The following is a 21,154-nucleotide window of genomic DNA, read 5'->3' as shown; positions in this document are numbered from 1 at the left end:
CGCGTTTCGCTGGTGGGAGAGTCCCCCTTTAGTGTATAGTTCGCGCTATAGAAGTACGACAAGTACGAGATATTTTGCATGCTGTTTCGCTATCAACTTGATGACCAGAAGTACCTGATTCCCACCCAGGGAGATATCACCCGCAACTCTTTGCAGTCAGCGCTATGGCTGGATCTGGTCAATCCGGATGACGACGAACGCAACCTGATTGAGAGCATGCACAGCCAGCCGCTTCCTGACACAGAAGATGTTGAAGAGATTGAGGCCAGTGCCCGATCCTATCAGGATGAACATGGTCTGCACGTCCATTCCCTTTTCCTGCATAAAGCGGAAGACCGACACCGCAATACCAGTGTCGCCTTCACGATCAGCGATGCACAGCTGATCACGCTGAGAGAGCGTGAAATACCAGCTTTTCGCCTGATGCGCATGCGGGCCCGTCGGTTGCATGGCCTGGTAGAAGACCCGGTCTCCATTCTGCTGGCTCTGTTTGAAATCAAGATTGACGATCTGGCCGACACACTGGAAGAGGTTTACACGCAACTGGAGGCAACCAGCAACCTGGTACTCGAAGACAACGACACGGCCATCGAAGATGCCCTGGACGAACTGGCCCGGCAGGAAGATACTAATGGTAAGGTGCGCTTGTGCCTGATGGATACACAACGTGCCATCAGCTTTCTGCTGCGTCGTGGCAAGCTCTCTGCCGCCCACGCCGAAACGGCCAGGGAGCTGCTGCGGGATATTGATTCCCTGCTCCCGCATAACAGCTTTGTGTTCGACAAAATCAACTTCCTCATGGATGCAGCTCAAGGCTTTATCGCCATTGAGCAGAACCAGATTATCAAGATATTCTCCATCGCAGCGGTGGTTTTCCTGCCACCCACAGTAATAGCCAGCATCTACGGCATGAACTTTGATTTCATACCGGAGCTGGCCTGGGAACTGGGCTACCCCTGGGCGCTTGGCCTGATGGTGCTGTCCGGTGTTGCCCCTTATGTTTTCTTCAAGATAAAAGGCTGGCTCTGATAACAAAATAAAAAAGAGGTCATCATGCTGGAACTCTGGAAACGAACCATCAGACGTGCAATTGATATTCGACAGGGTGAAGGCAGATCGCTTTTCTTCTCGGCTGCTTATTACTACCTTCTGCTGTGTGCCTATTACATCATCCGACCGATTCGGGATGACATGGGAGCTGCAGGCGGCGTTGACAACCTGGCCTGGCTATTTACCGGCACGCTGGTCGGCATGCTGCTTATGCATCCGATATACACCGCGCTTGTCTCCCGCATGCCGAGACGGCAGTTCATCTCCTGGGTTTATCGTTTCTTCATGCTGCAGTTACTGCTGTTCTATGCCATCTTCCAGCTAGTGGATGGGAACAGCGAGGTCTGGGCCGGGCGGATTTTCTTTATCTGGACCAGCGTCTTTAACCTCTTCATTGTTTCTGTTTTCTGGTCACTGATTAACGATATTTTCCGCCCCAACCAGAGTAAGCGCCTGTTTGGCGTGATTGCTGTCGGAGGCACAGCAGGTGCCCTCACCGGCTCCACTATTACTACTGCCCTGACCACCCTCTTCATGCCTGTCACCCTGCTGTTGCTCTCAGCCCTGTTAATGGAAGTCGCTGTCCGGATCTCCCGCTACCTTGGTGACCAGGAAAGCACAATGGCACTGGCAGCTGCGGGCGATTCAGACGAAGACAGTAGTGAAAGGGGTGAAAGCAGTCCAGAGGCACAGCAGGCTGTCATCACTCAGGTTGAACAGAAACAGCAAAGTGTAATTGGTGGCGACGTTCTGGAAGGCGCACGACATGTTATACGCTCCCCTTACCTGCTGGGTATTGCATTACTGATGCTGCTGTTTACGATCGTGTCGACCTACCTCTATTTCCAGCAGATTGCTATCGTTAACGAAGTGTACGGCGACGACAGTCAGGGGCGAACACAACTGTTTGCCATGCGGGACCTGGCGGTCAATGCACTGACGCTGATTATCCAACTGTTCTTTACCGGTCGTATTCTCAAGTGGCTTGGAACGGGGCTGGGCCTGGCTCTGCTGCCTGTTATCAGCTTCATTGGATTCGCACTGCTGGCAATATCACCGATACTGGCTGTCGTCATTATTTTTGACACCTTACGCCGGGCAGGCAATTTTGCCTTGCAGCGCCCGGCCAGAGAGTCACTCTATACTGTCGTTTCACGTACCGACAAGTACAAGGCAAAAAACTTCAATGACACCTTTGTCTATCGGGTTGGCGATCAGTTAGGTGCCTGGTCCTACACCGCCATGGCCTGGATGGGACTGGGCTTGTCCGGACTGGCCATTACCATGTTGCCGATCTCAGCTGTCTGGTTTTTCCTGGCATTATGGCTGGGTAAGCAGCGCCAAAAACAACTGACAGAGACGACTGCCTGAGAATTCTCAAACGATGTGACGGCCGCCTCAAAAGTCGATCACAGAAATCAGTGAAAAATTATTGCGGGTGCGATTGCCGCGCGTGTGCTGATAACGGTCGTATACCAGTTGCACGCGCTTCGTCCTGGCAATCTGATAGACAATACCTGTACTTGCCGTTAGCGATGCTCTGTCGTCAATCGGATAATCAAAATCCGAGATAAACTCATAGTCCAGTGTCAGGTTCGCGAAGGCACTCCAATTTCCGCTATCCCCCACAGGCATGCTGGCATTCAAGCCGGTACGAAACAAACCGAGCTCCTCATTGCGACCAAACGGCTCAACCACCGGTCGGCCCAGGCTATCAGTTTCTGCTTCATAAGCATTTCTCATCCACTGAAAGGAATGCCGCCAGCTAAGGGAAACACTGTCAGACAGCAAAGCCCAGTCAGACGAATCAATACGGGCCAGTGCATCAAACTGAAGATACTGTCTGTCATAATGGCTATCTCGGGCTATGTGAATGACCTGTCCCTGTGCAGGCACGGAAACACGGGAGTCACCACTATACATCAGGTAGTCATAGCGAAGCCCCAACGACCATGTGTCGCCTAAAATCCACCCGGCGTCAAACCTCGGCCCCAGCTCTGTCCTCGGGAGCGGCCTTCAACATAATAAATATCAGCTTGTATCTCCTCTGCCGCCACACCGAAACTGACAAAAGCGTCCGACGCATAGGCATACATAACACCAAGATCAATCCGGTCTGCACGACTTCGCACTAACCCGGGCTCATCACGCCCCGCTGCCCGGTATAGTGCCCTCAGAAACACGGGACGCTCACTGTTACTGGCAACAGGGATAAGCGAATCGTTTTGTATCACCCAGGTATCAGAATGCGATTCCCGATCTGACGGGGACAGATTTGGGTCGCGTTGACTGGCACCATCAAAAACACGCTTGGCAGTCTGGTAACTGACCGCACGATTAACCAGTTCACCGAAATCACTACCGGAAGCATAGAAACGCCGCAAACCTGAGCCACCCAGTGCTCCCATCCATTGTCCGCGCACTTGTGGTGTGGCAGCAGTGACTGATGCTGAAAATGCTGTACTCAACAACGATACTGTCATTGTTGCAAGTATTGCTTTCCCGCAGGCATGGCGGCGGAGCTTCGGCTGGTCTGCACCAGCAGTATCAGATGTCATAATCATGGTTTTATTCCGGCAGGTAAAATTCTTATTGAGCAGCAGGTTATGTTTTCCTGAGTAACAGACTACCAATTGAATAGCCGGCTCCAAATGAGCAAAGCATGCCAATATCGCCTGCTTTCATATCCCGGTGATAGCGGTTAAAAGCAATGATCGAGCCGGCTGAAGCCGTATTGGCATACTGATCAAGCACCGTAGGTGCCACGTCATTGTCAGGCAGGCTGCCAAGCAGGCGCTTGGCAATCAGTTGGTTCATATTGATATTGGCCTGGTGAAGCCACCAGCGCCGCACCTGGCCCGGCGTGAAGCCATGCAAAGCCAGGTGATCGGTTAAATGCTGGGCAGCCATAGGGCAGACTTCCTTGAAAACAGAGCGGCCTTCCTGGTGGAAAAGTTTATCCACGGCAAAGGGATCAGCATCATAGCCACGCGACAGATAACCAAAGTTCGAACGGATATTATTGGAGTACAAGGTATGTGCCTGTGCCCCGAGTATTTCAAACTGGTCTTCGCCCCGGGCATCATCAGCGCGCTCAACCACCATGGCTGTTGCCACATCACCAAAAATGAAATGGCTGTCGCGATCGCAGAAATTGATTTGCGGCGTGACTAATTCGGGGTTGATTACCAGAACAGATCGCGCAGAACCTGTTCGAACCATTTCCCAGGCACGATGCAAGGCAAAAGTGGCAGCCGAACAGGCCACCAGCATATCGAATGCATAGCCTTCAATGCCTAGCGCATGCTGAACTTCTATTGCAATCGCTGGATAGTACCTTTCGGTGTAGGCACAGCTGACAATAACGGCATCGATATCGTCTGGTGACTTTCTGGCCGCTTCAAGTGCGCGGCGCGCGGCATGTAATGCAACTTCAGCCTGATGGCTGAGTTCATCGTCTTTACGTTCCGGTATCCGTGGTTTCATGCGATCAATATCCAGGATGCCATCCTTGATATACACATGCCGTTGCTTAATGCCACTGGCCTTCACAATGAAGTCGACATCAGATTTACGAACGGCTTCTTTTTCACCACTGGCTATTTGATCGGCATAACGGTCATTGAACTGATCAGCATAGGCATTCAATGAAGTCACCAGTTCTTCATTTGTCACCACATGTTCTGGCGTCCAGAGTCCGGCGCCACCTATTACGACCTTGTCACAAGGTTGATGCAATTGCATATTGTTTCCTGTTACCTTTTCAATCAGGGTGGCACCGGTGTTAAAAACGAATCAATCAATTATTGCACCATAAGTCAGTGCCTTGAATGTCGCTCGCAAGGGAATCTGCACATTCATGTGCTGAATCATGACGATGCCAATCAACTCTTCTTCTGGATCAATCCAGAAAATGGTGCCTGCGGCACCTCCCCAGTAATACTCACCATCTGAACCGATGCCACCAACGGCTGTCTGATCTTCTGCCACGGCAAATCCAAGGCCAAACCCCGTACCATTAGCAAACCCTGGTAACTGGTCCCCAGGATGCTGCCCATGATCCCCAAAAATGCCTGGCAAATGATTCTGCGTCATGTATTCCAGCGTTTTGCTGCCGATTATTCGAGCCCCATCCAGTTCACCGCCATTAAGCACCATCTGGGAAAAACGCATGTAATCCTCAGCCGTTGAAATCAGGCCACCACCACCGGACTCGAAAGTTCGTCGGTTCACAAAATTACTGTTTTCCGGCCGGTCACTCACCTCCAGCTCTCCGGTGGCCGGATTAAATGTGTGGTTAGTACCAAAACGGTCGACCTTATCAGAAGGTACCTGGAAAAAAGTGTTTTCCATCTGCAACGGGTTAAAGACGCGTTCCTGCAGGAAACTGCCAAAAGATTGTCCTGAGACACGTTCCACGATGGCACCCAGAACATCAATGGCGATGCTGTAATGGAACCGTGTGCCAGGTTGATATTGCAGCGGCATGTTGCCAACACGGTCAACAAACGTTTCAAGATCCGGGCTGACCATAACACCAGCTTCCCGGTACTGACGATCTACCAGCGTGTCGCCAAACACACCATAAGTCAGGCCTGCCGAATGGGTTAGCAGCATTTGTATGGTCATTTCACGATCTACGTCCTGCAATGCACCACCGTTACTGGCAACCTTAAGATCGGAGAATTCGGGAAGGTAATTGCTGACAGGGTCATTCAGCTGCAATCTCCCTTCTTCATACAGCATCATAATGGCAAGGCTGGTAATGGGCTTTGTCATGGAATAGATACGGAAGAGACTGTCCTGCTCTACTTCCTGGCCGGTCTCTTTGTTCAAGGTTCCGTAGTGATCCAGATGTACCACCTCGCCACGACGGGCAATCATGCTCACCACACCGGCAAGCTCGCCTTCATCAACATAGGATTGCAATACAGGCATGATACGTTCAATTCGAGCTGAGGACATGCCAACGTCTTCCGGATCAGCATATGACAGATTATCTGCAGATGCCGTCGTTGCGGCCAGTTGCAACGATGCTGCCAGCAGCGATATTGTCATTGACCCAAGCCATTGTCGCCCTGATAGAATCCGGTTCTTACGCATACCCCTTCCCCATATGTATTATTATTCTGCTATAAATCAGAGTTTTCTGATCTTATTGTTGCAGCATTCTGTCTGAAACTGAACACATTCTGTTTTTTTACCTCTTGGCATGATACCCCAGTCTTTGCCCATAAAAAAAGCCCGCTCTAAAGCGGGCTTTCTTGATCTCTAATAAACCAGAGAGTCTGAGTTTAGAAACCAGGCATCCAGTCTACAGATAACCAGAACTGACGACCCCATGGTGAGTGCAGACGGCTTTCGAAGCCACCCAGCACTGGCAAACGCTGAGGTACGTTATCGAACAGGTTGCTGACACCGACACTAATGCCGATCTCACTGTCGAAGTAGTCAGTGGTGTTGTACGTGTACTGCGCATTGGCTGATTTCCACGCACGGATCATACCGTCTGAAGGTGGTTGAACACCTGTCAGCGTGTTACGTACGCCATCATCAAAGACCACTTCATCCTGCCAGTTATACGTGAATGACGCACTGTGGCTATCACGGATCCAGGCCAGTTTAACTTGTGACTTCAGCTCAGGTACAGGTGCAACAATACCGGTACGGGCATTCTGATTACCCAATGCATCAATGACATCACCACTGGCGTCAGCATACTCGTACTTGGTGTTGTATGTTGCGCTCAGTGTCGTCGTGAATGAGCCCAAGTTGTTGGTATCGTAAGTCCAGCGCGCATTGGCGTCGAACAGGTCAACCCATACAGTCGCCACGTTCTGTGACTGACGCACCACTCGAACGACACGCTGTGTGGATGGATCACGCGTAACACGCTCATCACCCTGTGCCGCAATCCAGGCATTTGCCGCTTCGCGCGTAGCTGAACCAGGCGTCGGATCGTAGGATGCGCGATTCGAACCAATGGCAGCCAACAATGCATCGAATTCTTCACCGACTACGTCTTCTGTACCCAGGGTACGAATTCGGTCTGTGTATTCGATAGACTGGTAATCCAGACTGATGCTCAGGTCATTGATAGGCTCCCAGGTAAAGCCAACGTTCCAGATATCGGACGTCTCAGGCTTCAGTCGTGGGTTACCCGAAGAACAGCTGGCACCACCGTTCAGTACCCCACCGGTAACCGGGTCTGCACCGAAGAAAATCTCACCACAGTTCTCGTTTGGATCAAACGGACGGGCGTCAGCTGCTGTCGGAGCCAGGAAGCTCTCACCAACAGATGCACGGAATGCCAGGCTTGGCAGCGCTTCCCAGCGCAGTGCCACCTTAGGTGTTGTCGTTTGCAGATCGAACGTTGTGAAATTTTCATGACGAACTGCAATCTGTGCATCCAAGGTATCCAGCAGCGGAACTTCAAACTCTACGTAAGCGGCCTGAACTCGGCTGCCGTAGTTTTGATCAATGGGTGGGGAATCAATAACTGATGTATTGTAGTCCTCACCTGACTTGGATAGTGGATTGGCATAATTCCACTCTTCAACATCACGCATCTGGTAACCTACCGCCATACGCGCCATGCCTGCAGGCATCTGGAACACATCACCGGTAGCGTTCATCTCGAACACAGTCAGTTCAGTTTGAGAATCCCTCCAGTCGATAGAAGGTGCCAGCCAATCTACCAGTTCCTGACTGTTATCAGTCACGCCAGCTACGTAGTTTGGTGAACGAGCATCAGCAGAACCGAAGGGGTTCAGGTACTCATTGCCGTTCGGACCGCCCTGACCGATCAACGCCTGCTGCAAGCGTGGCAGATTGATCATGTCAGAGTTCTGATCCTGGTGAACACGCTACCAGGAGTAATTCGTGTTGGCAGTCCATGTATCAGTCAGATCAAATGCAGCACCGACTTTGTAGCGCTGAATCGTATCTTCGTATTCCTGCTTACGAGCACCGGTAGTTTCATCACGGTACGAAGGCATGGTGCCCCAATCCGCAAATGGACGCCACAGGTTCGGTCCCACATCTACACCGAAAGGATTGGCTGGATGGCTTTCTGGAACAACCAGCGCGCCACGGTTGTTGGCATTCAACTGATAGCTCAATGTGTTGTGGTTTTCACTTTTACGACCAGCCAGAGACATTTGCGCATTCAGTTGCACACCACTGCTCAGGTCATAAGTCAGGTGTTGGAAGATGTTGTACTCTTCCTTGCCTTCGGCCAATGGCCACTGCTGTGAATACGGGAAGAAGCAGTTGCCGCCGGGCTGTGGAATACCGGACTGGTTGTTATGCGCCAGACCAAGATCCAGGCGTTCGTCATACACACCACAATCCGGATCGGGCAGGTTGTCACCTACCAAAGAGCCACCATGCGTACCGCCGATATTCGGCGTAGCACCGTCCAATTCCTTCCATACACCTGGGTTACCCGAGGTTGCCCAACCGTAGTCAGCACGTAGCAGACGAGGACGCTCATAGGTCATTAAAGGCGTAGTCCGGGCGTAATCTGCAGCGACTACCCAGTTGACACCATTGTTGAAGTTTCGGCCGAACAGTACGCCCAGCTTGTTATCTTCAAAAGAACCCGGATCATCCTGCTGGTGGTAAGCGCGCACACGAATGCCATCAAAATCTTTCACAGGGATCAGGTTGACAACACCAGCTACCGCGTCAGAACCGTACAGTGCTGAACCACCGTCCAGTACAACTTCCAAACGGTCGATTGCGATTTCTGGCAACAAGGTATTAATACCGGCATCAACGGAACGCATACCGTCCATCAATGTCAGTGTTGAGTTTTCACCCAGACCACGCAGGTTGAACGTTGTGCCAACACTGGACTGTGAACCACTGCCGCCAGCATTTACGTTTGCAACTGTATTGGTGTTCTGTGTGTAGGTAAGGTCTCGAATATAGTTACCCATGCTTGGGGCACCTGATTCGAGAATGTCGGATTGTGTTACTGTGTCGACTGGGTTGTTTTGAGCGAAAGCACTGTTACGGATAAAGGAACCGGTAACAACCACTTCTTCCACTTCTGGGGTATCCTGCGCTGAGGCGATCACTGGCACGGCCATCGCACCTGCCAGGCAGGCACTGATCATACGGCGAAGGTATTGCTTCTTATTTGTTTGCATTACTCCCTCTCTCTAACTTTTCATTGTTTTTTAATCGGGACGAATCCGGGCATCTGACATCGTTTTTCGAATTTTGCAGAAACCGATCCGGTCGGAATCACCGAATTACTCCAGTTATTCCAGATTGCCACTATTACTGAAGGAACGCTAAAGTCCAATAGCCACAACGAAAAATCACAATTTGCGTAACATCTTTGTCACAACTTAAGGAGCAATAAAGTAGGTTTTGGGAAGGTAAATTTATGGAAAACACTAGAATAACCGAGGTTTTTCGTCGCGAAAAACATTCACTTCGTCGACATAAAGGCGAAATCATGGCGGAGTTGTTACACCCCGTCACAATTCTCAGCAAGACTTTGACACAAATCGCATCAAAACCAGCCTTCTGACATATCAAGACACGTTCTATCCCCATCACCAAGCAAATCCAGCCAGGCGTCAACCTGGCTTAACTCACGACGAAAGAAATACTGACAGGCCTGACGTTTGCCAAGATAGAAGGCATCATCGCTGTTTTCGGGACATGCCAGGTATTGATCCAGCCAGATCCAGGCAACCACAACATGCCCAAACGCTTCCAGATACAATGTCGCATCTGACAGGGATTCCTCTGCATTCGGGTTGCGGAGCAACAGCTGTGTCACATCTTGCAGCCGAAACCAGATAGCATCCAGGCTGGCGGCAAACTCAGCGGTATCTGAGCGTTGCGCCGCTTTTGCGGTTGTCATCTGCAAACGACGCTGCAATGCCTGCATACCTGCACCACCGTGCTGCCGGACGCGCCGCCCAAGTAAATCCAGCCCCTGAATGCCGTGCGTGCCTTCATGAATCGGATTCAACCGATTATCCCGATAAAATTGCTCGACCTGATAATCGCGCGTATACCCGTAACCGCCATGAACCTGTATGGCCAGATCGTTGGCGGCAAGACACCACTGTGAAGGCCAGCTTTTAACGATTGGGGTCAGCAGATCCATTAATACATCTGCATCATCTTCATCGCATACGCCGGCACCCCGTTTCTCATCCAGTAACCGGGCACAATACAGCACCAGTGCGAGTCCGCCTTCGACATAACTTTTTTGCGCCAGCAACATGCGCTTGACATCGGTATGATCAATCAGGCGAACTGGCGGGCTTTGCGGATCCTTGTCGGTCAAGCGGCGCCCTTGAAACCGCTCTTTTGCATATTCCACCGCATGCAGATAGCCCGTGTAACCGAGCACCACAGCGCCCATGCCAACACCTACCCGCGCCTCATTCATCATGTGGAACATGCAGGCCAGCCCTTTATTGACCTCACCGACACAATACCCGACAGCACCTCCCTGCCCGCCTGGCTGAAACTTTCCTTCACCAAAGTTGAGCAAGGTGTTAGTGGTGCCCCGATAGCCCATCTTATGATTCAGACCGGCCAGGGCGACATCGTTGCGTTCTCCTCGAGTGCCGTCCTCATTAACAAGCCAGCGCGGCACGATAAAGAGTGAGATACCTTTAACCCCTGGCGGACTGCCTGGGACTTTGGCGAGAACCAGATGAACGATGTTCTCGGATAGTTCATGATCGCCAGCCGAAATCCACATTTTGTTGCCGTGCAAACGGTAAGTGCCATCACCCTGAGGTTCGGCACGGGTCCTGATATCGGCCAGCGATGACCCCGCCTGTGGCTCAGAGAGGCACATGGTACCGAAGAAGCGCCCCTCAAACATGGGTTTAACCCAGGTCTCAATCTGCGCCTTGCTGCCGTGAGCCAGCAACAGATTGGCATTGGCCATGGTTAAAAATGGATAAGCCGATGACCCGACATTCGCCGCTTTGAACCAGGCCATACAAGCCTTTTCCACCAGAGCAGGCAACTGCATGCCACCGTATTCATAATCTTGCGCGGCAGCAACGAGACCAGCCTCATTAAAAGCATCAATCGCCGTTTTGACCTCAGGAATCACCTGTACTTTCTCGCCATCGAATGTGGGCTCATTCAGGTCATTTTTGCGATTATGGTTGGCAAACAGATCATTCGCTATCTGAGCAGACAGATCCATTACCGCGTCAAAGGTTTCGCGGCTATGATCTGAAAAACGCGGATGGCTGGTTAACGCTTCGGCATCCAGCCATTCATACATCATGAAATCGAGATCACGACGATTGAGTATCAGCTCCTGACTCATTTATGGTATCCCTTCCTTATCCGTCCGGTTATTTTACGCCAGATCTGGTAACTGATATCCATCGCTATCCAGTTGCGCCCTGACGACCTTCTTATCCATCTTGCCAGTCGCCGTCAGCGGGATGCTTTCTACGAACAATACATCATCAGGTAATTGCCACTTGGCAAAACGGCTTTCGCAATGCGCTATCACAGATTCACGACTCAGGCTGGCACCCGGTTTAGTAATCACCAGTGCGACTGGCCGCTCATCCCATTTGGGGTGAGGCTGGGCAACCACACAAGCCTGTGCAACGCCATCCATACCCGCAATGTGGTTTTCCAGGTCGACCGAAGAAATCCACTCACCACCAGATTTAATCAGGTCTTTTGAGCGATCCGTAATAATGATGTAACCCTCAGGGTCAATTTTGGCAACATCACCGGTGATCAACCAACCATCATGAAATTTATCCGGTTGCGGGTTATTAAAATATTCAGAGCAAATCCATGGCCCCTTGATGAGCAACTCACCAAAGACTTTGCCATCATGCGGCAATGGCTGCCAGGAATCATCAAAGATTTCTATCTCCAGCCCAGGAATGGGTAACCCAGCCTTGGCCTGATTGACCGCCCGCTCCGCATCTGACATTTCCAGATGCTTACGCTTGCCGGTGCGGCGACTGATGGTCGCCAGCGGACTGGTCTCTGTCATCCCCCAGCCCTGAACCATCTCTATGCCCAGTTCATCCCAGTACCACTCAATCAATGACGGCGGTGGTGCTGAACCACCACAGGTCAGCCGGGACAGGCTCTTGAACTGATACTTGCCTGGTTCCGCCTCCATGATCCCTTTGATGCCCTGCCAGATCGTGGGTACCCCGGCGGAAATGGTGACATCACAATCCTGAATCAACCGAGCAAGATGCTCAGGCACCATGAAACGATGCGGATAGACTTGGCGCATCCCTAACGTGGTCGCAATCCAGGGTAATCCCCAGGCATTGGCATGGAAAAGCGGTACGATACCTAACAGTGTATCGGTCGCACTCAACCCCATGACGTCAGTCAAACCGATCGAAAGTGTATGCAGATAATTCGCCCGGTGTGTGTACATGACACCTTTGGGTCGACCGGTTGTCCCACTGGTATAACACAGCCCCATCGGTGAATTCTCATCAATCTCTGGCCAGGTGTATTTAACCGGTTTATCAGCGATGAAATCTTCGTAATCAATGACATTGGGCAAACTGGTGGACCAGTTCTCAAAGCCGGGCTCAGCTGCCACGACAATTGTCTGTACCGTGGGCATCTTGCCCGCCAGCTTTTCAAGCAATGGCAGGACATCAGCATCAACGATGATGACCTTATCTGCAGCATGATTAATGATGTATTCCAGGTCAGGAGGAGGCAGACGCAAGTTCAGGGTATGAATAACGGCGCCCATGCATGCCACACCATGGTAGGCCTCCAGGTGTCTGGCACCGTTCCACATCAGCGTGGCAACGCGATCACCAAGCTCAACACCGGCATCGTTCAGTGCATGGGCCAGTTGATGTGCACGGTTCCTGGTCTCCAGCATGGTCTGACTGCGCACACCGGTTTCTGTTGCCGTCAGCACTTCGACTTCAGGTTGCAGATCAGCACCACGATCCATGAGACGGTGCATTAGTAAGGGAGTCTGTTGCATTGTCATTGTTATTGGCTCTCCTGACATCATTGCCATGATTTGCGCTCAAACGAGCGAGGTTCTCAGAAGCGTAAACCAGCTACACTACTTAGAGCAATAGATGATGAATGCATTCACCTTGCCAAAAAGGCAGTTCAGAGGGGAATAAAAATGACAATTAAAAAAGGGCTGAAATTCGATAAAATCAGCCCTTTACGGGAGGGTGAGCGGATAAATTACTGACGAGTGTATGTCGATTGCAGAAGAATCTCACCTGCTTCATTTTTTTGAATCATTTCAACCTTGGGGCTGGTTGGCCCGAACATCCAGTTAGCTGAAATATACACACGATTAAAAACCGGTGGCAAAGTCACGTAACCACCTACCAGGTGTGTGGACTGTCCCATGCCGACACCATCCCACATGCAGGCTGCTTTACCACGAGACTCAACCCGATAATAACCATCACCAAACTTGGGTGCCGGAATATTGATTTCTGTGATAGTCATAACACAGTCGTCCCCGGCATCAGAATGATAGACACCTTCTATTTGCGCCAAAGAAACACCAGGTATCACAACTAATGCCGCGGCCAGACATGCCTTAACTAGTGATTGTTTTGCTGGAAACGATAATTTCATTTTATATACCTTCTTACTCAAACATCGTTTATTTAATGGGTGATGTAGAGTATTGACGATCAGCCGCCGGAGGGTATTGATTCATATCAAACCATTGACACGATAAAAAGAAAGGCCACCCTGGCAAACGCCAAGGTGGCCTTAAGGACTACCCATCAAGAGGAATTTTCAGGGTCTACTAACAAGAGGCACTTACGCACCTCACTATCAAGCGCGGGCTTCCGCCCGAACGCGTTGATCCAGTTGCTCCATCGCATAATGCGCGGAGAGAATTGCACTTTGCATCCAGGCAGCATGTCGTGTCACCTGGTCACCGATGAAGTAGTGGCGACCCGCAGGTTTGCGCAGCAATTCATAATTAAGCTCTTTCTCAGGAGTCATCTGCCCCCAGCGAGCAGAACAGCCCAGCATGTGATTCATGCGATGCCAGGCAATGGTAATCCCGTGCTCTGCCATGTCACGATATTCAGGGTGGACTTTCTCACCCGACGCCAGCATCGCTTCGATTCGCTGCTCCTGCGTCATACGGGTAAAGCCCATACCGCCGCCATAGTCATAGGCTGCCAGGACCACACCTTTAGGTTTCATCAAACCATGGAAGGGATACCAGATCTGGCGAATATCCTGATTGGTCCAGGTAATGCCACCATAAATATCCTGATCCTCCCAGAAACGGCGTTTCATCTGGAAAGCGCCTTTATAGGCTTCACCACGTCGAATGCCTTTCATGGCATTTATATAGTCATCCGGCAAGTTGTTATCGATACCCACCATCAGATGACTCGGAATACAGTTGAACACGTAATCCGCTTCAATTTTATGACGCTGTCCATTCTGATCATAGGCGATTTCTACGCGATCACCATGATCATGAACCCCAGCCACCATTGCATGATAGTGAATCTTGCCAGGCAGTTTACGGACAAAGCCCTTAATGATGTTGTCCATACCACCGACGGGTTGCATCAGCATCGGTGCGGTTTCGCCTTCATTTTCCAGGAAAGTCTGGCGCAGCATGAAAAAGTTCGCTTTAAGCAGATCACGAACATCAATCATCTCTTTCTGCACAGAATGATCCAGGTATCCGCCTGACAGGTAGCCTGCCCGGAAACTGCCGGAATACTTGCCTTCCGAACTCAGATCACCAAAAGCATTGATCACCTGCAGCATTTTCTCGGCTTCTTCATCCGTGAACGGCATATCCAGTTCGGCTTCTGTGAAACCTTTATGCATCAGCTCACCCATGAAACCTTTCAGGTTGGTGCTGATATCCAGGTTACGCATGGGTTTGCCACCGTTGAGGTCGGGGTCATGTACCAATGCATGCTTATTCTCATTGATGAATATTTCCAGCTCAACACCAAGCTCACGGCAGTAATGCAGTACATGCTTGTGCTGGCTGGGAATACGCGCTGCACCACAGTTGAAGTACATGTGGGGTTCAGCGTCGAATTTACAGACTTGCGGATTGCCGATTTCATCAATCAGGTCACCGTTGCGAACGGTCATCACACGACCACCGCAGCGGTGCGAGGCTTCCAGTACTGTGACATCATAACCTGCCCGCGTCAGCTCGTAGGCTGTCGTCAAACCTGATATACCACCACCCAGAACAACAACCTTACGCTGTGTTCCGTTTAAAGACATTAAATTCGGGACCGTAGCGGCGCTGGCGCTCGGAATTAGGCCTAAGGCTCCACCAACCCCCATGACTGTTGCAGTGCCACCGGCCATGGCTATTAAGTTCAGAAATTCTCGACGTGATACAGGTTTCGACACGGAATGCTTCCTCTGACAATCTTTCTTATTACTAGGCATGCTGGACCTACCAAACTTGCCTGACTTCTAAAACACGCTTGCATTATGGCGCAGTACAATTCAAAAAGTCCTGCCCGAAATATACTTAAAACCTACCGAAGCCGGAAAACAGGCACTTCCAGCCGGTTTAACGGCCTCTGATCATGCATTGCCTGAACACGGTGACTAATGGCAGCGCCATACCATCTCGCACACACATGGCCGCACCACAAAGGTGCGCCAGTCTACAGCCGCACCATGACGGCGCACTTGAGAAAAACGGTAATCACTGCTGAGCAGTAAAGTGTATATAACACTGAAAACTTAATCACATGATTCACAGACATTAACGACTTTTTCGTAGCCATATTAAGACATTTCATCACTTTCCCCCACCCTGTTTGCGATATCCAGGCCTGAAGCCTGACGATGGCCTCCAAATTGCATTGCTACACTGCATGAACGCAAAGTCGCTACAAGATCAGAACAAAACACCAACAATTGTAGCGACAAAGGGACATGTCTTATCGCTGTTTTCGAGCTATTCAAGACCAAACAGAGCTTGTAATAAAATCACCGTTATTGACCTTAAACAATTTATCACCAGCCGTGACATGTAAGATCTTGACGAATGAAGCAATTTTTGATTGCATTACAGGAAAAATAGAAGAAATAAAATGACCAAATCACGCTTGATTACCAATCATTCGTATCAATCGATACGCATCGGCGACTGGGAAGTGTCGCCGGGAACTTGTACGGTCTCCAAAATTGCAAGCCAGGATCAGCAGGCCAGTGAACCGCTGATCGAGAATAAGGTCACACCACGCAGCATGGATGTGTTGCGAATGCTGATTGATAGCGCGGGCCAGGTTGTAAGTCCGGGAGAATTCCTGGAAGCCATCTGGCAATCCCCTATCGCTACCGACCATGCGGTGCATAAGGCGATTGCAGAGTTACGTCATGCCCTGGAAGATCGTGCCAGCAAACCGCAATATATCAAGACCATACCCAAGCGTGGCTATACCCTGATAGCAGAAGTCTCTGAAATAAAACAAGAAATTGCCGATGACTCGACCAGCAGCACATCGTCGACTGCACAATCTCAACCAGTGGCAGATGTCAGCAAAGCGACTGGGGGCTCGCAAAAATCTCTAGCGGAACATGAGACAGCCTCGGCCCAGCCAGCAGCCAAAGCCATCAGCACGCCCAATGATGGAAAGCGTAAACCAGCCCGGTTCAGTGTTTTTAACCGCCTGCTCGCCGCCGCTGCATTGATCGCAGTGGTCATTGCTGCACCTGTTCTCGTCGAAAACCCGGATACCACGCCTGAAGCAGAGGGCATTGTTAACCTGGTAGTACTGCCCTTCTCCTCGCGTGATTTCAGTGACGAAAACCAGATTCTGGCAGATGGCATTCGTGAGGCATTGACGCACGGACTGTCCAAGCTAAACCAGATCCAGGTCATGTCTCCGCCACGCCAACCTGAATTGATGAACGCTTCACTGCAAACCGACAGCAACTATCTGCGTCAGGCAGATCATATCCTGCAAGGCAGTGTCATGACAGCCGATGACCACATACGCGTTATCGTGCAACTGGTTCGTGCTGATGATGGCCTTCGAGAATACTCCGATCAGTTTGACCTGCCAATGGACGACATCTTCGCCGTTCAGGATCAAATTGTAGAGAATGTGGTCAATGCTCTGCGTGTTTATCTTAACGATAGTGAACGCCGCGAAATGCAGGATTGGGGCACTACCAATCCACTGGCTTATGAGCGTTTCCTGCGCGGTGAATTCTATTATAACCAGTTCAACCCGGCCGACTGGCAGCGTGCTATTGATTATTTTGAAGCGGCCACCGAGCTCGATCCTAATTTCATGAATGCCTACCACGGCATGGCACGGGCGGCCAACAACCTGGCTGTCTACAGCGGCGCAGATCGCATAGAAGAGCTCTTTCAGGTCGTTCTGAATGTGCACCGCGAGATATCGCGAATTGACCCGGAGAGCCCAATACTGGATTCCATTCATGCGATTAAATTGCGGATGCGAGGCTCCAGTTACATCCAGCAAGAAGTGCAATTGCGAGAACAGATCCTGTCAGGTCACCCCCCTCAATTTGCCATGGCTCACTATGCCCTGATGCTCATCGGTGCCCGAATGTATGAAGAAGCGATTCAGTTCCTGGATAAAGCATCAGAAGCCGGCCCGTATGCCCTGTCACCTGATGAGATCTGGAGTTATAGACACAATGTGCTGATGCCATACGAGTCAATCATTGCCAGAAAGGAACAACTGCAGCAACGCCCCTACCATGTATCATACCTGGGAACCGTCGCCATTAATCTGGCACTGCTCGGTGATTTTCGCCAATCGCAGATCTACCTCAATCAACAACAGGAGGTTGATGAAGAAGGCATCCTGGCCCACTACTCAGAAAACCTGATTGAATACCTTGGCGGTAACCTCCAACCTGGCACAACACCCTATCAGGATGCATTATCTGATAACCCCGACAAATTCTTTAACAACGGCGCCCTCGCCTTCATGCTCGGTGACATAGAAACCGGCGTTAAGTACTGGCAGAACCTGCAACCTGTTCACTTGCGCCGCCTCTTTAACGTGACACACAGCGCCGAACGCTTTTTCCCTGACGAAGTCGTCGAATCCCCAGCCTACCAACAGGTGCTGGAAGATCTTGGGGCTGGCCACTCCTGGCAGCGTCGTCTGATGGAAGGCGTAATTTCCATGCAATCTATCACCGGCGTAGCACTGAGTCGCAAATCCCGTCAGGCTTATGATTCAGACACCATGATGACCCGCAACAACCTGTGGTCAGAGCAGGAATGGTCTGAATATCAGCGTCTGGTCCAGAAGCGTCTGACACAGACTTCCACCCTGAATGCTGCCCGCGTTCACTAATACGCTATTTTTCGCTAAAGCCTTGCCATTCCTGAGCTCAAGAGCCTTTTAGTAGGTATTGAGAAGGTTTTGGGGAGGACTTTGCGTGCCCCCAGGATAATAATTATATTCGCCGCTGACTTAAATAAATAAGAATCAGATAGCGGCAGGCTCTTAATCGGTTCACGAACAAGATGCACTTACTACAAAAAAGGAAAAATCGATGAACAAGTCACTAAAACTCTGCACACTCTCATCTACGTTGGTGTTGCTGGGGTCCATGACAGCAGGAGCACCTGCTGCATTTGCTCAGCAAGACTCTCCTGAACTTGAAGAAGTGGTTGTAACTGGTTCGCGTGGCGCCCCACGTACTGCGCTTGAATCAGCAGCTCCTGTCGATGTGTTCTCTGCCCAGGATTTCCAGGATCAGGGCACAGCCGACATGAACGATCTGCTTCGTAACCTGGTGCCCAGTTTCAACGTTGACGTCCAGGACATCAACGACTCCAACTCTCTGGTCCGCCCTGCAACATTGCGCGGCCTGCCAGCTGACGACACGCTGGTTCTGATTAACGGCAAGCGACGTCACCGGTCAGCGGCTATTCAGTTTGGCCGCCAGGGCACCCACTTCCCTGATATTGCCCAGATTCCACCAATTGCCCTGCAACAAGTGGAAGTTTTGCGTGACGGTGCTTCTGCACAATACGGTTCTGATGCCATTGCCGGTGTGATCAACTTCCGGCTGAAGGAGAACTCCTCTGGTGGTACTTTCGAAGCCAAGCATGGTCGCCTGACTCGTACTGACGACGGTATGTTGAACTACTATGCGGGTAACTACGGTCTGCCTCTGGGTGACAATGGTTTTGCCAGCTTAAGCTTTGATTACACCGACCAGCGCAAAAGTGACCGTGCGGTCCAGCGTGGTGATGCGCAAGCGTTGATCGACGCGGGTAACAATGCGGTATCTGTACCTGCACAGAAGCAGGGTCTGCCAGACACAGAGCTGATGAACTTCTTCGTTAACGCAGCTGTTGACCTGAGCCCTGATCAGGAATTGTACTCGTTTGGTGGCTACAGTGAGAAAGAGGTCTTCCTGGGCTTCTTCTTCCGTAACCCTGAAAACCGTGGCGGTGTATTCACCTCCGGCGGCAACCAGTTATTTGCCGACCTGACCCCAAATGACGGTAATGACTGTCCTGTTATCCCAACAGGGGTTAACCCTAACACAGGCGAAACCAGCTCTCTGGCAGCACGTGATGCCAGCCTGGCTAACCCGAACTGCTTCTCTTTCAACGAGTTCTATCCAGGCGGCTACACACCTGAGTTCGGTGGTGCGAACACAGATGTATCAAACGTTACGGGTATTCGTGGTGAACTTGATGACGGTACTAGCTATGACGTCAGTATCGGTAACGGTTTCTCCGAGATGACTTATTTTCTTAACAACACCACCAACCCGTCCATGGGCCCAGACTCACCCACCAATTTCGAGCCGGGTATCTATACCACTATTGAAAACAACCTCAACATCGATCTGGTGAAAGGGTTTGATGTTGGCTTGTACTCTGACCTGAACGTTGCATACGGTGTTGAATGGCGTCGTGAGATCTTCAAGGTGCGCTCTGAAGATCAGGACTCCTGGCGCATTGGCCCTTACGCAGACCAGGGCTTCGGTGTAGGTTCTGACGGCTTCCAGGGCTTTGGTCCTGACCAGGTCGGCTCCTGGGATCGTAAGAACTGGGCATTCTATGTGGATCTGGAAAGCGATGTTACAGATCGACTGTTACTGGGTGCTGCTCTGCGTTATGAGGATTTCTACAACACCTTCGGTGATACCACCAACGGCAAGCTGAGCATGCGTTACCGCCTGACTGACACCATGAACATTCGTGGTACCGTCAGCACCGGTTTCCGTGCACCCTCACCTGGGCAGGCTAACATCTCCAACATCTCTACCGGTGTCGTAGACTCAGTGCCTGTGAACCAGGGTCAGATTCCTCCAACCAACCCAATCTCGCAGCGTTTCGGCGGCTCAGAGCTGGGACCAGAGGAAGCCACTAACTATGCGCTAGGCTGGACTGCTGAATTCGGCGGCCTGGATCTGTCTGTCGACTACTTCCGCATTGAAATTGACGAGCGTATTCTGAACTCTGCCACTTTCGACTTGACACCTGAAATTGCTCAGGAACTGGAAGATTCCGGTGTCTCGGGCGCACGTAGTATCGTATCGTTCAACTATTACACCAACGACATGTCAACCGTGAACGAAGGTGTGGAAGTTGTCGGTTCATGGGACATGGACTGGGATAACGGCGGCAACACAGCCTTTAACGCATCCTGGGCCTACCAGAAGCAGGAGCTGACAGACTTTACTCCTGGCCTGCTGACCCGTGCTAACGTAGCAGACCTGGAAGATGGTATTCCTCGTAACCGTATCAACCTGCGTACAACGCACAGCCTAATGGACTGGCGCTTCACGCTGCAGGCGAACTACTACGATGAGTATTTCTCCGTACCTAGCAGCTCTGATCCAAGCCGGGACTACTGGGTTGGTGACAAAACTATCTTCTCTGGTGAGATTGCCTATACCTACAATGATAGCTACACCTTCATTCTGGGTGCAGACAACCTGTTCGACACTATGCCAGAGAAAGTACGGGATGTGGATTTCTTCCCCTACTCAAGTAACGAGTACCTGACTTCAGGCGCGTTCAGCCCTAACGGCCGATTCGTCTATGGTCGAGTGCAAATGAACTTCTAAGGCAAATGAGCTAGGGAGAGCGGGGTTT

At 51.0% G+C, this 21,154-nt stretch carries 14 protein-coding genes; 4 read left to right on the top strand and 10 right to left on the bottom strand.

The features are described 5' to 3' along the window. The first annotated feature begins 78 nt into the window (after nucleotides 1-78). Nucleotides 79-1,029 (top strand): magnesium/cobalt transporter CorA, encoded by a 951-nt coding sequence (gene corA / locus PSCS_RS13060; protein ID WP_068812536.1) that lies wholly within the window; start codon nucleotides 79-81, stop codon nucleotides 1,027-1,029. Between the two features lie 24 nt (nucleotides 1,030-1,053). Next, nucleotides 1,054-2,421 (top strand): NTP/NDP exchange transporter, encoded by a 1,368-nt coding sequence (locus PSCS_RS13055; protein WP_068812535.1) that lies wholly within the window; start codon nucleotides 1,054-1,056, stop codon nucleotides 2,419-2,421. Between the two features lie 27 nt (nucleotides 2,422-2,448). Here the strand turns inward: PSCS_RS13055 and PSCS_RS13050 are convergent, their stop codons facing one another. From PSCS_RS13050 to PSCS_RS13005, 10 genes are all read right to left on the bottom strand, one after another. Then, nucleotides 2,449-2,997, bottom strand: a complete 549-nt coding sequence (locus PSCS_RS13050) for a hypothetical protein (RefSeq protein ID WP_157885718.1) — start codon at nucleotides 2,995-2,997, stop codon at nucleotides 2,449-2,451. 14 nt (nucleotides 2,998-3,011) lie between these two features. After that, nucleotides 3,012-3,614: a hypothetical protein gene (locus PSCS_RS13045; protein WP_068812533.1), complete on the bottom strand. Its 603-nt coding sequence runs from the start codon at nucleotides 3,612-3,614 to the stop codon at nucleotides 3,012-3,014. A 40-nt stretch (nucleotides 3,615-3,654) separates the two neighbouring features. Further along, nucleotides 3,655-4,794, bottom strand: a complete 1,140-nt coding sequence (locus PSCS_RS13040; RefSeq protein WP_068812532.1) for a beta-ketoacyl-ACP synthase III — start codon at nucleotides 4,792-4,794, stop codon at nucleotides 3,655-3,657. A gap of 51 nt (nucleotides 4,795-4,845) precedes the next feature. Then, nucleotides 4,846-6,108 (bottom strand): serine hydrolase domain-containing protein, encoded by a 1,263-nt coding sequence (locus PSCS_RS13035; protein ID WP_157885716.1) that lies wholly within the window; start codon nucleotides 6,106-6,108, stop codon nucleotides 4,846-4,848. Nucleotides 6,109-6,344: 236 nt separating this feature from the next. Continuing rightward, the gene (locus PSCS_RS13030) at nucleotides 6,345-7,889 is read right to left on the bottom strand and encodes a TonB-dependent receptor (RefSeq protein WP_068812531.1); all 1,545 of its coding nucleotides are present in this window, start codon (nucleotides 7,887-7,889) and stop codon (nucleotides 6,345-6,347) included. A gap of 27 nt (nucleotides 7,890-7,916) precedes the next feature. Next, the gene (locus PSCS_RS13025; protein ID WP_082866613.1) at nucleotides 7,917-9,206 is read right to left on the bottom strand and encodes a TonB-dependent receptor; all 1,290 of its coding nucleotides are present in this window, start codon (nucleotides 9,204-9,206) and stop codon (nucleotides 7,917-7,919) included. Between the two features lie 371 nt (nucleotides 9,207-9,577). Then, nucleotides 9,578-11,374, bottom strand: coding sequence for an acyl-CoA dehydrogenase (locus PSCS_RS13020; protein WP_068812529.1), 1,797 nt, complete (start codon nucleotides 11,372-11,374; stop codon nucleotides 9,578-9,580). Between the two features lie 33 nt (nucleotides 11,375-11,407). After that, entirely contained in the window at nucleotides 11,408-13,048 is a 1,641-nt protein-coding gene (locus tag PSCS_RS13015; protein ID WP_068812528.1) for a long-chain fatty acid--CoA ligase, read from the bottom strand. A 209-nt stretch (nucleotides 13,049-13,257) separates the two neighbouring features. Further along, nucleotides 13,258-13,662, bottom strand: coding sequence for a hypothetical protein (locus PSCS_RS13010; protein WP_068812527.1), 405 nt, complete (start codon nucleotides 13,660-13,662; stop codon nucleotides 13,258-13,260). Nucleotides 13,663-13,869: 207 nt separating this feature from the next. Next, the gene (locus tag PSCS_RS13005; protein ID WP_068812526.1) at nucleotides 13,870-15,480 is read right to left on the bottom strand and encodes an FAD-dependent oxidoreductase; all 1,611 of its coding nucleotides are present in this window, start codon (nucleotides 15,478-15,480) and stop codon (nucleotides 13,870-13,872) included. 656 nt (nucleotides 15,481-16,136) lie between these two features. Between PSCS_RS13005 and PSCS_RS13000 the strand changes: the two genes are divergently transcribed. After that, the gene (locus PSCS_RS13000) at nucleotides 16,137-18,386 is read left to right on the top strand and encodes a winged helix-turn-helix domain-containing tetratricopeptide repeat protein (RefSeq protein ID WP_068812525.1); all 2,250 of its coding nucleotides are present in this window, start codon (nucleotides 16,137-16,139) and stop codon (nucleotides 18,384-18,386) included. A gap of 202 nt (nucleotides 18,387-18,588) precedes the next feature. Next, nucleotides 18,589-21,126, top strand: coding sequence for a TonB-dependent receptor plug domain-containing protein (locus PSCS_RS12995; RefSeq protein ID WP_068812524.1), 2,538 nt, complete (start codon nucleotides 18,589-18,591; stop codon nucleotides 21,124-21,126). Nucleotides 21,127-21,154: the final 28 nt, after the last annotated feature.

Origin of the sequence: Pseudohongiella nitratireducens (assembly GCF_001642735.1) — a bacterium.
GTDB lineage: Bacteria > Pseudomonadota > Gammaproteobacteria > Pseudomonadales > Pseudohongiellaceae > Pseudohongiella > Pseudohongiella nitratireducens.
The sequence above is the reverse complement of the archived record's forward strand: the minus strand, read 5'-3'. Positions and strand labels throughout refer to the sequence as shown.